Source organism: Streptomyces sp. P6-2-1, from assembly GCF_050613165.1.
Lineage (GTDB): Bacteria > Actinomycetota > Actinomycetes > Streptomycetales > Streptomycetaceae > Streptomyces.
Map to the genome: position 1 here is coordinate 835515 of NZ_CP192513.1, position 12686 is coordinate 848200.

General features: G+C 72.6%; 14 protein-coding genes. 5 read left to right on the forward strand and 9 right to left on the reverse strand.

Annotated features, from left to right (window positions below; genetic code table 11):
- Positions 1-462 carry a hypothetical protein gene (locus ACQYWQ_RS03750; RefSeq protein WP_431032434.1) on the forward strand — a complete coding sequence of 154 codons (462 nt, stop codon included), beginning with the start codon at positions 1-3 and terminating at the stop codon, positions 460-462.
- A gap of 227 nt (positions 463-689) precedes the next feature.
- Positions 690-1436 (forward strand): SAM-dependent methyltransferase, encoded by a 747-nt coding sequence (locus tag ACQYWQ_RS03755; RefSeq protein ID WP_431039054.1) that lies wholly within the window; start codon positions 690-692, stop codon positions 1434-1436.
- Positions 1437-1568: 132 nt separating this feature from the next.
- Here ACQYWQ_RS03755 and ACQYWQ_RS03760 read toward each other — a convergent pair whose 3' ends face one another.
- From ACQYWQ_RS03760 to ACQYWQ_RS03770, 3 genes are all read right to left on the reverse strand, one after another.
- A complete protein-coding gene (locus ACQYWQ_RS03760) occupies positions 1569-2066 on the reverse strand; it encodes a GNAT family N-acetyltransferase (RefSeq protein ID WP_431032435.1) in 498 nt (165 codons plus the stop codon).
- Between the two features lie 25 nt (positions 2067-2091).
- Positions 2092-2679 (reverse strand): sigma-70 family RNA polymerase sigma factor, encoded by a 588-nt coding sequence (locus ACQYWQ_RS03765; protein WP_431032436.1) that lies wholly within the window; start codon positions 2677-2679, stop codon positions 2092-2094.
- A gap of 152 nt (positions 2680-2831) precedes the next feature.
- On the reverse strand, positions 2832-4016 hold the full coding sequence (locus tag ACQYWQ_RS03770) for a glycerophosphodiester phosphodiesterase (protein ID WP_431032437.1): 1185 nt from the start codon (positions 4014-4016) through the stop codon (positions 2832-2834).
- A 443-nt stretch (positions 4017-4459) separates the two neighbouring features.
- Between ACQYWQ_RS03770 and ACQYWQ_RS03775 the strand changes: the two genes are divergently transcribed.
- Positions 4460-5131: a lysophospholipid acyltransferase family protein gene (locus ACQYWQ_RS03775; protein WP_431032438.1), complete on the forward strand. Its 672-nt coding sequence runs from the start codon at positions 4460-4462 to the stop codon at positions 5129-5131.
- 130 nt (positions 5132-5261) lie between these two features.
- On the opposite strand, the gene ACQYWQ_RS03780 is transcribed toward ACQYWQ_RS03775, so the two are convergent.
- Both ACQYWQ_RS03780 and ACQYWQ_RS03785 read right to left on the reverse strand, forming a co-directional pair.
- A complete protein-coding gene (locus tag ACQYWQ_RS03780) occupies positions 5262-6869 on the reverse strand; it encodes an MFS transporter (protein ID WP_431032439.1) in 1608 nt (535 codons plus the stop codon).
- Between the two features lie 2 nt (positions 6870-6871).
- Positions 6872-7420 carry a TetR/AcrR family transcriptional regulator gene (locus ACQYWQ_RS03785; RefSeq protein WP_431032440.1) on the reverse strand — a complete coding sequence of 183 codons (549 nt, stop codon included), beginning with the start codon at positions 7418-7420 and terminating at the stop codon, positions 6872-6874.
- Between the two features lie 162 nt (positions 7421-7582).
- On the opposite strand from ACQYWQ_RS03785, the gene ACQYWQ_RS03790 reads away from it, so the two are divergent.
- Entirely contained in the window at positions 7583-8086 is a 504-nt protein-coding gene (locus ACQYWQ_RS03790; protein WP_431032441.1) for an HAD domain-containing protein, read from the forward strand.
- A 46-nt stretch (positions 8087-8132) separates the two neighbouring features.
- Here the strand turns inward: ACQYWQ_RS03790 and ACQYWQ_RS03795 are convergent, their stop codons facing one another.
- The 3 genes from ACQYWQ_RS03795 to ACQYWQ_RS03805 form a co-directional block, all read right to left on the reverse strand.
- Positions 8133-9104: an aldo/keto reductase gene (locus ACQYWQ_RS03795; RefSeq protein WP_431032442.1), complete on the reverse strand. Its 972-nt coding sequence runs from the start codon at positions 9102-9104 to the stop codon at positions 8133-8135.
- 231 nt (positions 9105-9335) lie between these two features.
- Positions 9336-10772, reverse strand: coding sequence for an argininosuccinate lyase (gene argH, locus ACQYWQ_RS03800; RefSeq protein ID WP_431032443.1), 1437 nt, complete (start codon positions 10770-10772; stop codon positions 9336-9338).
- Positions 10773-10894: 122 nt separating this feature from the next.
- The gene (locus ACQYWQ_RS03805) at positions 10895-11263 is read right to left on the reverse strand and encodes a DUF488 domain-containing protein (protein ID WP_431032444.1); all 369 of its coding nucleotides are present in this window, start codon (positions 11261-11263) and stop codon (positions 10895-10897) included.
- A gap of 102 nt (positions 11264-11365) precedes the next feature.
- On the opposite strand from ACQYWQ_RS03805, the gene ACQYWQ_RS03810 reads away from it, so the two are divergent.
- The gene (locus ACQYWQ_RS03810; RefSeq protein WP_431032445.1) at positions 11366-11956 is read left to right on the forward strand and encodes a pyridoxamine 5'-phosphate oxidase family protein; all 591 of its coding nucleotides are present in this window, start codon (positions 11366-11368) and stop codon (positions 11954-11956) included.
- A 119-nt stretch (positions 11957-12075) separates the two neighbouring features.
- Here ACQYWQ_RS03810 and ACQYWQ_RS03815 read toward each other — a convergent pair whose 3' ends face one another.
- The gene (locus ACQYWQ_RS03815; RefSeq protein WP_431032446.1) at positions 12076-12444 is read right to left on the reverse strand and encodes a DUF805 domain-containing protein; all 369 of its coding nucleotides are present in this window, start codon (positions 12442-12444) and stop codon (positions 12076-12078) included.
- Positions 12445-12686: the final 242 nt, after the last annotated feature.

Here is a 12686-nt window from a genome sequence, read left to right on the forward strand (position 1 = left end):
ATGGAGCGCGAAACGGTGCGGGAGCCGAGGACGGCGGGACGGACCAGGCTCATCAGCGGTCCTGGCATCCTGCTCCTGTGGGTGTACGGGGTCATGGTGGTCGGCGCCCTCTCGCGCTCGGTCTACCAGCTGAGCACCGAGTTCGACCGGGCGCCGCTCGCCTACGTGCTGTCGGCCGTCGCGGGGGTCGTCTACTGCTTCATCACGTGGAGCCTCGTACGGGGCGGTGAGGGCGCGCGCACGGCGGCGCGGATCTGCTGCGCGATCGAGCTGCTCGGCGTACTCGTCGTGGGCACCTGGACACTCGTCGACAGCGACTCCTTCCCCGACGCGACGGTGTGGTCCGACTACGGCATGGGCTACCTCTTCATCCCGGTGATCCTTCCCGTGAGCGCCCTGCTGTGGCTGCGGCGCTCGCGCGTGGAGGCGCTCGACGCGAAGACGGCGGCGCGGACGGCCTGAGCACCAGGCCCGAGCCCGCGCCCGGCGGTTCATTCGCTTTATCGGCTGGCCCGGTGCGGGACAGCGACCCTAGGCTCGACGTGTTCCACCACTTCGGCCAGGCACAAAGGGTGAGTTGATGACGGCGCAGGAGAGCGCGGCCACCGGGCCGCGCGCGGACGAGCGGTCGCACGAGGCGACCCGTATCCCCGTCATCTCCCCCTTGAGGACATTCACCCGTGGATTCCCTGGATCTTCCCCGTAGTTTCACCATCCGCGAGAGCGGACACCGCATCCACAACCCCTTCACCGAGGACCAGCTCGCGCAGCTCGGCCGGGCCATCGGGCTGCGGCCCGGTATGCGGGTGCTCGATCTCGCCTGCGGTTCGGGCGAGATGCTCAGCACCTGGTCCCTGGCGCACGGCATCGGCGGCACGGGCGTGGACATCTCCACCGTCTTCCTGGCCGCCGCGCACGCTCGCGCGGGCGAACTCGGTGTCGCCGAGCAGGTCCGCTTCGTGCACGCCGACGCCTCCGGCTACGTCGCCGAGGAGCCCGTCGACGTCGCGGCCTGCCTCGGCGCGACCTGGATCGGTGACGGCGTGCCGGGCACGCTCGACCTGCTCCGCCGCTCGCTCAGGCCCGGTGGCCTCCTCCTCGTCGGGGAGCCCTACTGGACGGAGCTGCCGCCCGACGAGGAGACCGCGCGGGCGTGCGACGCGCCCACGCGGGACAGGTACCTGCCGCTCGACGGGCTCCTGGAGTCCTTCGGGCCGCTCGGGTACGACGTCGTCGAGATGGTCCTCGCCGAGCGGGCGGGCTGGGACCGGTACGCCGGGGCGCAGTGGCTCACGACGCGGCGCTGGCTCGACGCGCACCCGGAGGACCCGATGGCACCGGGGATGCGTGCCGAGCTGGAGACGGCTCCGGTGCGGCATGTGCGGTACCAGCGCCGGTATCTGGGCTGGGGCGTGTTCGCACTGATGGCGCGCTGACACCGTCAGTGCCGACACCGGCAGCGCTGACACCGGCAGCGCTGACACCGTCAGTGCTGGCGCCAGAGGCACTGGCGGCGGCCTCGGGATGATCACGCGGGGCGGGTCGCGACGAGCGGCCCGCCCCGTTCCTCATACCCCGGCGGGGTGCCGTCCCGCGACCGTCTCCTTGGTCAGCGTCACCATGCTGAGGCGCTCGCTGACCTGCTCGGTGCCGATGGGCGCGTACCCGTACTTGCGGTACAGGCGCACGTTGCTGCGGTGGCCGGTGAAGAGCTGGAAGCGGTGCGCGCGGCCCTCGGCGCGCACCGCGTTCTCCACGGCGAGCAGCAGCCGGCCGCCGAGCCCGTGCCGCTGCATCCGCGGGTGCACGACGAGCTTGCCGATGTGCGCGATCCCACCCTCGTCGACCGCGCCCCTTACCGAGCCCACGACCTCGTCGCCGAGGCGCGCGACGAGCACGTGTCCCGAGCGCAGTTCCTCGCGCAGGCTCTCCAGGCTCTGGGTCAGGGGCTCGATGCCCCAGTCCCCGTAGCGCTCCGCCTCGCTCTGGAAGCAGAGGTACTGGAGCTTCAGGATCTTCTCGGCGTCCTCTTCGGCCGCCGCAGAGATGGTCACGCTCGCGCCCATGTGTGCACGCCTCCCGCTCACCTGTTCACCGGTGTGTCTCCCGCAGGATTCCCCATCCCGCACCCCGCGCGAAACCTTGGGGGCGGCTTCGGGGACCGGAACGGGCCTGCGCTCCGGCCGGTCCGAGCAGTCTTCCCAAGCAGTTCAGGCAGTGTGAGCGCCTCGGTCCGAGGCTTCCCTGTGAGATTCCCAACTCCGCCGCGATCTCCCGGTAGGTGAGATCGCGGGACGACAGGAGTGCCCGGACGAGGACGCGGCAGCGGGCGGGGAGGCGGCCCACCGCCTCGCGCACCGTGCGCAGCAACTCGGCGTCGATGTGCTGCTGCTCGGGCCCCGGGCGCGGGTCGGCGGGCTCGGGAGCCCGCGGGTGTTCCCGTACGGCTCCGGTCTCGTCCCGTACGGCTCGTACCGCGCGCGCCTCGGCCCGTACCGCCGTCCGCAGCCAGGCGGCGGGGTCGGCGGGCGGCGGGGCGCCGCGCAGGCGCTCCAGGAGCCGGACCCACAGCGACTGTTCGAGGTCGGCCTGGTCGAGCCCGTGCGCGAGTGCCTCGGCGCGGGCCGCGGCGCGGACGAGGGGGTGCCAGTGGTCGTACGGGGGCGGTGTGGTCGTCATGCCTGGCGGGACCGCGTGCGCGCGCGGAAGGTTCCGCGAGCGGCGGCGGCTCACCCGGAGGAATGCCGCCGCGCTCCAGTGCTGACGCTCCAAGGGGGTGTCCCGCGATGTCCCGCGATATCCCGCGGGGGGGGGCGGGACACCCCCGGCGGTCAGCGGTGCTTCTTGGCGAGGTAGCTCTCGCGCGCGAGGAGCGCCGTGTCGCCGTTGTCCGAGAAGAGGCCGTCGATCCCGGTCGCGTAGTACGCCTCGAAGAACCGGAAGGCGTCCCCGTACGCGTTCGGGTCCGTGCCGATGCGGTAGTCCACCGGAAGGAAGGTGTTCTCGTTGCGGACGGTGTACGGGTGCAGCCGCAGCCCCTTCGCGTGGGCGTCACGGACGAGGCGCGTGGGCGTGCCGAGGGTGCCGTCCGCCTTGCGCGGGATGACGAGGCTCAGGTCGGGGCCGATGCCCTCGGCGAAGGACGCGATCCACCGCAGGCCCGCCGGGGTGACGAGGTCGTCGGTCGTGCGCGGGTCACCGGTGGCCTCGAAGTCGTACGGCTTGGTGCCCGCCGTCGAGAGCAGCACGATGCCCGGCGTGCGCACGAGCTTCTTGAGGCGCTGGATGCTCGTCGGCTCGAAGGACTGGAGAATGAGCGCCGAGGAGTCGCGGCTGTCGCGCCCGTACTTGCGCAGGAGGCGCGCGAGGCGCTCTTCGAGGCCGAGCCCGATACCGCGGAAGTAGGTGGGGTGCTTCGTCTCGACGTACAGCCAGATCTTCCGGCCGCGCGCCCGGCCCTCGCGCTCGGCCCACTGGAGGACCTCCTCGAAGGTCGGCACCTCCCAGCGGCCGTTGTAGAGGGTGTTGTGCTGGCGGTTTTCGGGGATGCGCTCGACCGCGCGGAGGGTCTTCAGCTCGGCGAGCGTGAAGTCCTCGGTGAACCAGCCGGTGAGCTTCGCGCCGTCCACGGTCTTGGTGGTCCTGCGCGCGGCGAACTCGGGGTGCTGGGCGACGTCGGTGGTCTGCGTGATGTCGTTCTCGTGCCGGCACACGAGGTGGCCGTCCTTCGTGGGGACGAGGTCCTGCTCGATGATGTGCACGCCCATGTCGAGCGCGAGCTGGTAGGAGCCGAAGGTGTGCTCGGGGCGGTAGCCGGAGGTGCCGCGGTGGCCGATGACCGTCACCTCGGGCAGGTCGCGCAGCGCACCGCCGCCGCGCGCCTTGCCCTCGCTCGCGGCCGCCACGCCCGGCAGTCCCACGACCGCCGCGCCCGCGCCCGCCACGGCGGCGCCGAGCAGGGCGCGGCGTGCGGTGCCCGTGCGGGGAGCGGGCTCCTTGGGTGCCTGGTCCGTCATGAGGGGTCCTCCTGCGCTCGTGGACGTGCGGGTACGGGGACGGGGGCCCGCCGTCACGAGGGGTCCGTCCCGTGACGGGCCGGGCGCCCGGTGAAGCGGTGCCGATGCTAGGCGCGGGGCCTCGCGCAGGGGGAGAACCCGTGCCGAACAGCGGGTGAAAACCGGCCCCGCGGACCGGCGCCCCGATCACGCACGGAATCACGCACGGACCGGGCACGGGATCGCGCACGAACCGGGCACGGAATCGCCCACGACTCGCGCACGAACCGGGCACGGACCCGGCACGGAATCGCGCACGAACCGGGCACGGGATCGCGTACGGATCAACTCCGCGTATCGCTACGGTGAACCCCGGTGTGCGCCGCCCGGCGACGCGCGAGTATCGTCCTCACCTGCGGGCCCCGCGGGTCCGCTTGTCGTCCCTGACTGCTCCGGAGGGTCAGTTGTCCCGCTTCGCGTTCCTGAAGGCCGTCCTGGGTCCTGTCATGCGGCTGTGGTTCCGGCCGCAGGTCGAGGGCATGGAGCGCATCCCCGGCGACGGCCCGGTGATCCTGGCCGGGAATCATCTGACGTTCATCGACTCGCTGATCCTTCCCGTCGTCTGCGACCGGCAGGTGATGTTCATCGGCAAGGACGAGTACGTCACGGGCAAGGGCATCAAGGGCCGTGTCATGGCGTGGTTCTTCACGGGCGTCGGGATGATCCCGGTGGACCGCGACGGCGCCAACGGCGGGGTGGCCGCGCTCATGACGGGGCGTCGCGTCCTGGAGGAGGGCCGGATCTTCGGCATCTACCCGGAGGGCACCCGCTCCCCCGACGGGCGCCTGTACCGGGGCCGCACCGGCATCGCGCGCCTGACCCTCATGACGGGCGCTCCCGTCGTCCCCTTCGCGATGATCGGCACCGACAAGCTCCAGCCGGGCGGCAAGGGCCTGCCCCGCCCGGGCAAGGTCACGGTCCGCTTCGGCGAGCCGATGGAGTTCTCGCGCTACGAGGGCATGGACCGCGACCGCTACGTGCTCCGCGCGGTGACGGACTCGGTCATGACCGAGGTCATGCGGCTCTCCGGCCAGGAGTACGTGGACATGTACGCGACCAAGGCGAAGGCGGCCTGAGGCCCACGCCCCGCGCGATCCGCTGCCTTACCGTACGGCCCCGGACCCCGCTCCGGCCGCGGCGCTCCCGGGCCGCCGCCTTTCCGCCTCGCGTCCCCCGGCGCGCCTCGTCAACGCCGCAGGCGCCACGTCACCCCGCTGACCCCTGCCGCACCGGGACCCGGCCTCCCGCCCCCGCCGGTGCCCCGGCCCCCCGTATCGCCGCCTCCTCCCCCTCGTCGTCCGCCACGTCGAGTCGCTGGCCCTTGAGGAGGAACCAGGCCGCGACGGCCGTGCCGAGCAGGACGACCGCGCCACCGACCGCCGCGTAGTGCAGTCCCGTCACGAAGGAGTCGCTCGCGGCGTCGAACATGCGGGCCGCGAGCGGCGCGGGGAGCCTGTGGGCGGCTTCGGCCGCGCCGCCCAGCGATTCGTGGGCCGCGTGGGCGACGGGCCCAGGGACGCCCGGCGGCGTGGCGAAGCCCCGGTAGACCCCGTTGACCACGGAGCCGAGCAACGCGATGCCGAGGGCCGTGCCGAGTTCGTAGGCGGTCTCCGAGACGGCCGAAGCGGACCCCGCCTTCTCCTTCGGCACGGCGGAGAGGATCACGTCGGCGGTGACGGTGAAGGAGAAACCGGCGCCGAGGCCGACGACGAGCAGCACCCCGCCGAGCAGCGGATACCCGGTGTGCTCGCCGATGAGGACGACGGCGGCGAGCGCGATCCCGATCGCCGCGAGCCCGCCCGAGACGACGGCCCGCACCGAGAAGCGGCGCGCGACGATTCCCGCGACGAGCCCCGCGCCCACCGCACCGGCCGCGGACGGCAGTTCGGCGAGGCCGGCCGCCAACGGGGTCCGGCCCTGGACGAGTTGCAGGAACTGCGAGAGGAAGAAGACCAGCCCGGAGAGACCGAGCACCGTGAGCAGGTCGGCGACGACCGCGGCGCTGAAACCCCGGTTGCGGAAGAGGCGCATGTTCAGCAGCGGCTTGGGCAGCGTGAGCTGACGCTGTACGAACCACACGAGGAGCAGCAGCCCGCCGAGTCCCGCGCCGAGCGTGAGCCCCGTGATCTCGCCCGCCGCCAGCTCCTTCACGGCGTACACGAGGCCGAACATCCCGGCGAGCGAGAGCGCGACGCTCGGCAGGTCCCAGGGCCCCGGGGCCGGGTCCTTCGACTCGGGCAGGAGCTTGGCGCCGACGAGGACGAGGAGCGCCATGACGGGCAGGTTGATGAGGAAGACCGAGCCCCACCAGAAGTGTTCGAGCAGGAAGCCCCCGACGATCGGGCCGAGCGCCATCCCCGCCGAGGAGGCCGCGCCCCAGGCGCCGATCGCGAAACTGCGCTCGCGCGGGTCGGGGAAGATGTTGCGGATCAGTGCCAGCGTGGACGGCATGAGGGTCGCCCCCGCGACGCCGAGCAGGGCGCGCGCGAGGATGAGGATCTCGGGCGTGCCCGCGTAGGCGTTGAGGACCGAGACCCCGCCGAAGGCGACCGCGCCGAGGAGCAGCAGGCGCTTGCGGCCGATGCGGTCGCCGAGTCCGCCCATCGAGACGAGCAGTCCGGCGATGACGAAGGAGTAGACGTCGCCGATCCACAGGAGCTGGGTGCCCGAGGGGCGCAGGTCCTCGCTGATGTACGGGGTCGCGAGGCCGAGCACGGTCGCGTCGACCGCGATGAGCAGCACCGCGAGGACGAGGACGCCGAGAGCGAGCCAGCGCGCGAGGGGCCGCTGGGGGGCGGCGGGGGGCGTGGTCATGGTCACGGGGTCCTCCTCAGCACCCCGCCGAGCAGCAGCTCGGTCACGTTGCGCGGGAAGTCCTGGGCGGCGACGCGACCGTCGACGACGCACCAGCCGCAGGACCCGATGAGCGCGTAGAGCGCCTCGGTGAGCCACGTGGGGCTCAGGTCGATACGGAACTCACCGGTGCGCTGGCCGCGTGCGAACAGCGCCGTGAAGCGGCCGTCGAGCCTGGCCCAGCCCTCGTCGATCTCCTCGCCCTCGAAGAGCTGCGCCTCGGTGATGAGGAAGGAGAGCAGCGGGGCGGGGCCCTGCAGACCGGCGACGAGCCTGCGCAGCGCGTCGACGGCGGGGCCCTCGTCGGTCCGCGCCTCGGCGACAGCCGCCTCGCACTCGCGGATGCCCAGCTCCTCCAGGGCCCGTACGAGGGCTTCGCGCCCGGCGAAGAGCCGGTGCAGAGTGGCCCGGCTGATCCCGGCGGCGCGCGCCACCTCGTCCATCGTGGCGCCGGAGCGGCGCACGAGGAGCGTGGCGGCGGAGCGCAGCACCTGCTCACGGTCGACAGTCATGCGGCCGATGCTAGCAAAATGAGACATCAACGTCTCATAAGCATCGTCAACGTCTCACTCGAACCGGTGACGTCTTGCGATGCGGACACGCGTCCGCAGTGCGGAAGCCGTTCGCCCGGGCGTTCCGGCCACAATGAACACCACAGACCCCAGGGACGCCCCATGAAACCGCTCCTCTTCCTCGACGTCGACGGCCCCCTCAACCCCTTCGCGGCAGGCCGCCGTCGCCGCCTGCCCGGCTATCGCAGCCGCACGGTCCGCCCGGCGGGCTGGACCTGGACCGAGCCCCTGGTGCTGCGCCTCAACCCGGCGCACGGGGAGCGGCTGCGCGCCCTCGCCGGGCGGTACGAGCTGGTGTGGGCCTCGACGTGGGAGGCCGAGGCGAACACGTACATCGCCCCCGAGCTGGGACTGCCCGCGCTCCCGTACGTGCGCTGGCCGACGCGGACGGCGGGTCCTGACGGCACCTTCTGGAAGCTGCGCGAGGTGCTGGCCCGGGCGGCGGGCCGCCCCTTCGCCTGGGTCGACGACGAACTCGGGCCGCGTGACCGCGCATGGGTCGACGCCCACTACCCGGCCCGGGCGGCGCTCCTGCGCATCGACCCGGCCCGCGGGCTCACCGAGGAGGATTTCCTCGCCCTGGAGGAGTGGGCGGAGAGCCTGTGACCCCGGCAGGGCCGCCGGGGTCAGGCCGCCCGGCCACCGCGGCGCCTCACTCCCACGGCAGCCCCGCCCGCGTCCGCCAGTAGTCCCCCGCGTCCTCCGTCAGCGCGTCGAGCCGTTCGAGCCGCTCCTCGTCGAGCGGGAGCGCGAGCGCGCGCAGGTTGGTGTCGAGCTGACCGACCGTCGCGGCGCCGGACAGGGCGACGTCGACCCAGGGGGCGCGCAGGACGAAGGCGAGGGCGACGGCGTCCGGGCTCGTGGACAGCTCGTCGGCGATCCGGCGCACGGCGGGCGGGGCCGCCTCGCCCGCGAGGCGGCCGTTGGCGAGCGCCTCCTTGATCAGGACGGAACGCCCGGCACGGTGCGCGGCGGCGAGCGCGGGGCCCGCACTGTGCTCGTAGACGTTGTAGGTGGCCTGGATCGTACGGAAGAGGGGCTGCCCCGCGACCTCGACGGCGAGGGCCTCGTGGATCGCCGTGGCCTGGTCGGGGCCGCTCACCGAGCAGCCGATCGTGACGCCGTCGGCGGCGAGCGCGGCGAGGCGTTCGTGCAGGGCGCGGTCGGTGAGCGCGGGGCTCTCGGGGGTGAGGGAGTGGATCTGGTAGAGGTCCAGGCGAGCGCCGAGAAGCTGCCGGGACTCGGCGACCTGGCGCTCGTACGTCGCGAGCGAGTGGTCCTTGACCTCGTGCGAGGTGGCGTGGGTGCGCCAGCCCGCCGTGTACGTGTAGCCCCACTTGCTGCCGACGACGAGGTCGGTGGCCTGCGGGTGCGCGGCGAGCCACCCGGCGAGGAACTCCTCGGCGCGCCCGTAGGAGCGGGCGGTGTCCACGTACCGCACGCCTTGCTCGTACGCGGCGTCGAGCAGGTCGTGGGCGCGGGCGCGCATGTCGTCGACGCTCCGCCCGGGCGGCAGGTCGCGTTCCCTGCCGAGGTTGAGGTAGCCGGGGCGGCCCACGGCGGCGAGACCGAGACCGATCCGGGAAACGGGCGTGGACGCCGCGGCGAGACGGGCGAACGGCATGGGGGCTCCTTCGCGGGGGTACGGGGGCGGGGGCGCCGACCCGGGTGGTGTGCCCGGGCCGGCACCCCCGCCAACGTAACGCCGCAGGCGGGCCGGTCCGCACCGACCCGGCGGACCCGCCACGCACCCGGCGCGAAGGGACAGGCCCCGCGAACGGTACGAAGGGACCGCCCCCGCGAACGGTGTCGGGCCCCTTCGCCGTCGCGTACGGCCGCCCCTGCCGGCCCGGCCTCAGACCAGTGGCTGCTTGGCCTCCGCCCACGCGTGCTGCGCGGCCAGGTCCTCCTTGACCTCGGCGAGCTGGAGGGCGACTGCCGAGGGGGCCGTGCCGCCGCGTCCGTCGCGGGCCGCGAGGGCCCCGGGGACGTTGAGCACCTCGCGGACCTCGGGGGTCAGGTGCGGGGAGATCTTCGCGAACTGCTCGTCGCTCAGCTCGTCCAGCTCGATGCCGTGCGCCTCGCACTCCTTGACGCACGCACCCGCGACCTCGTGCGCGACGCGGAAGGGCACGCCGCGCTTGACGAGCCACTCGGCGATGTCCGTCGCGAGCGAGAAACCGGCCGGAGCCAGCTCCTCCAGGCGCTCGCGGTGCACGGTGAGCGTCGCGATCATGCCCGTGAAGGCGGGGAGAAGCACCTCCAGCTGGTCGCAGGAGTCGAAGACCGGCTCCTTGTCCTCCTGGAGGTCGCGGTTGTACGCGAGCGGGAGCGCCTTGAGCGTCGCGAGGAGACCCGTGAGGTTGCCGATGAGGCGACCGGACTTGCCGCGCGCCAGCTCCGCGATGTCCGGGTTCTTCTTCTGCGGCATGATCGACGAGCCGGTCGAGAAGGCGTCGTGGAGGGTCACGAAGGAGAACTCCTTCGTGTTCCACAGGATGATCTCCTCGGCGACACGCGACAGGTTGACGCCGATCATCGCCGTCACGAAGGCGAACTCGGCGACGAAGTCGCGGGCCGCCGTGCCGTCGATCGAGTTGGCCACCGAACCGTGCTCGAAGCCGAGGTCGGCGGCGACGGCCTGCGGGTCGAGGCCGAGCGAGGAGCCGGCGAGGGCGCCCGAGCCGTACGGCGACACGGCGGTGCGCTCGTCCCACTGCCGCAGCCGCTCCGCGTCCCTGGACAGGGCCTGTACGTGGGCGAGCACGTGGTGCGCGAAGAGGACCGGCTGCGCGTGCTGGAGGTGCGTGCGGCCCGGCATGGCGACGTCGGGGTGCGCCTCGGCGAGCCCGACGAGCGCGTCCTGCAACTCCGCGACGAGGCCGCCGATGACGCGCGCGTGATCGCGCAGGTACATGCGGAAGAGCGTGGCGATCTGGTCGTTGCGCGAGCGCCCGGCGCGGAGCTTGCCGCCGAGGTCGGGCCCGACGCGCTCCAGGAGCCCGCGCTCCAGGGCGGTGTGCACGTCCTCGTCGGCGACGGTCCCGGTGAAGCTGCCGTCGGCGACGTCCGCGGCGAGCGTGTCGAGGCCCTCGTGCATCCGGGTCAGCTCGTCCGCGGTGAGCAGCCCGGCGCTGTGCAGCACGCGGGCGTGCGCGCGGGAGCCCGCGATGTCGTACGGGGCGAGGCGCCAGTCGAAGTGCACCGAAGCGGAGAGTTTCGCCAGGGCCTCGGCGGGGCCGTCGGCGAAGCGGCCGCCCCAGAGACGGACGTCACCGTTGTTGCTGCTCACTGCTGTGCTCCTCGCGCGGCATGATCGGACTTCTTGTGCATGAGTATGCAGACTCATGCATGATTCGTCAATCAGCCTTCGGCCCGCGCGCTCACCCCTCGGCCCAAGCCTTCGGCCCACGCTCATCCCTTCAACGCGCGAGCGAGCACAAAGGTATGCGCGTGAGCGAGGTCTTTCGTCGCGGTGAGCAGCGTCAGCGGCCCGTCGGCGGCGAGGCCGCGCAGCCGGGCGAGGGCCTCCTCGCGGGCGGGGTCGGCGAGTTCGGCGCGGTAGCGCTCGGCGAACTCGTCGAACCTGGCGGGGTCGTGCCCGTACCACCTGCGCAATGCGGTACTCGGCGCGACGGACTTCAGCCACTCGTCCACGTGCGCGCGCTCCTTGGAGAGCCCGCGCGGCCACAGCCGGTCGACGAGGACGCGCTGCCCGTCCGCGGCCTCCGCAGGGTCGTAGGCGCGCCGTACCCGCACCTGCGTCGCCGCCTTGCGCACCATGCCGCGCTCCCTTCGCTCCCGCACACCATGCTGGAGCACTTCTCGCCGTCCCGCGCGGCGGAACCCCTGCCTCCGCGCGGGCGCGCGATGAAGAATCGGAGCATGGGAAAGACCTACGAACGCATCGACGGCCGTCTGCGCACGTTCATCGAGGAACAGCCCGTGTTCTTCACGGCGACGGCGCCGCTCTCCGAGCAGGGCACGGTCAACCTCTCCCCCAAGGGTGTGCGCGGCTCGTTCGCCGTGCTCGACGCGCACACCGTCGCGTACCTCGACTTCGCGGGCAGCAACGCGGAGACGATCGCCCACCTGCGCGAGAACGGGCGCATCACGCTGATGTGGTGCGCCTTCCAGGGCCCCCCGAACATCGTGCGGGTCCACGGCCACGGCGAGGCGGTCTTCCGCGACGACCCGCGATTCCCCGGCCTCGTGGCGCGCTTCGCCGCCGTGGACCCGAGCAGGCACGGGCTGCGCGCGGTGATCGTCGTGCACGCCGAACTGATCAGGGACACGTGCGGCTACGCGGTGCCCTTCATGGCGTACGAGGAGGAACGCGACCTGCACGCGCGGCGCTTCGCCCGCGAGGACGACGCCTCGCTCGACGCGTACTTCGGGAAGAAGGAGCACATCGCGAAGAGCATCGACGGACTGCCGGGGCTGCCGCTCCCGCTGCCGCCGACACCCGCGCACTGACACGCGAACGGGCCCGGCCCCGGGAAAGGGGAACGGGCCCGTGGGCGCAAAGGCTCGGTACCGGTGCTCGGTACCGGCGCTCGGTACCGGCGCTCGGTACCGGTGCTCGGTACCGGTGCTCAGTACTGAGGGACGCCCGCCGGCGCCTTCGGGTCGGGGCCGTACATGTTCGGCCCGCGGGTGCCCTCAAGCAGGGTGAGGACGAGCAGCCAGATCCCGCCGATGAAGGGCACCCAGCCGATGAAGAACCAGCCGCCGGAGCGGCCGGTGTCGTGCAGCCGACGCCACGTGATGGCGAGCGAAGGGACGATGACGGCGAGCGCGTACAGGCCGTACAGCACGAAGAAGACCTTCGTGACGGCCACCGCGAGGATGAACAGGACCAGCATCGCGATGATGTTGAACAGCTGGAACATCCAGTACTGGGTCCTGCGGGCACGGCCGCTGAACTGGGCGTACTTCTTGAAGCCGTCGAGGTAGTGGTGCATGTGCGGTGAAACCCCCCGGGGTATGGACACCCCTGTGCGAGCGCGTGGCGGACGCACGCGCGGTGACTGGTGAGCGGGCGCGTCAGCGGTCGCCGGGTGTCACCGGGCCGGGGACGGGCCGGACGACAGGCGATGACGGAGAAGTGCTTTCGGCGCGGCGGAGCGGCTCGACGGCCACCCGGTCGACACGGTGGACACGTACGACGGCACACGCCCTCGACGAGAAAGGAGACCCCCCGACA